General features: G+C 77.4%; 1 protein-coding gene. It reads right to left on the reverse strand.

From position 1 onward, the window contains the following. Positions 1-562: HNH endonuclease signature motif containing protein (locus tag QSK03_RS32945; RefSeq protein ID WP_285660062.1), on the reverse strand; the 562-nt coding region annotated here is incomplete at both ends.

Below are 562 nucleotides of genomic sequence, written 5' to 3' on the forward strand. Positions count from 1 at the left end.
CCGGCGCGGGTGGTGATCAGGAAGCGGCCGGGTTCGGGTTGGGTGACCTGCCAGCCGCCGTGGTGTTTGGCGCGGTGGTGGTGTCGGCACCAGCAGCCCAGGGCGCGGGAGAGGGTGGGTCCGCCCAGGGCGTGGTCGAGGGTGTGGTCGATGTCGGTGGCGTGGGCGGTGCGCCGGCAGGCCGGGGCCACGCAGCAGCGGTCGCGGACCTGCAGCCAGCGCTGGACCTCGGTGCTGGGTCGGCGGTGGCGGGCCTGTTCGGGGGCGAGGTGCTGGTCGGGGGCGCCGGGGGGCGGCCCGCCGGGGGCGTAGAGCTGGGCCAGGCGGGTCTGCAGGTCGGTGAGTAGCCGGGCCCAGTGGGGGTGTGCGGCGGGGTCGAGGGCGGCCAGCAGCGTCGTCGGGACCTGGAGCTCGACGATGGCGGGTCCGTGTCGCCCCCGCCGCCGGTGCTGGTCGCGGCGGGGGCCCGGAGGTCGACTCGATGATCGACCCGGTGATCCCGGGGGCGGGTCGGGGAGGCGGGGTCGGTGGCGGGTGAGCAGGACGTGCTGGAGGCGGCCGG

The sequence above is a fragment of the Actinomycetospora sp. NBRC 106375 genome, from assembly GCF_030269665.1.
Classification (GTDB): domain Bacteria; phylum Actinomycetota; class Actinomycetes; order Mycobacteriales; family Pseudonocardiaceae; genus Actinomycetospora.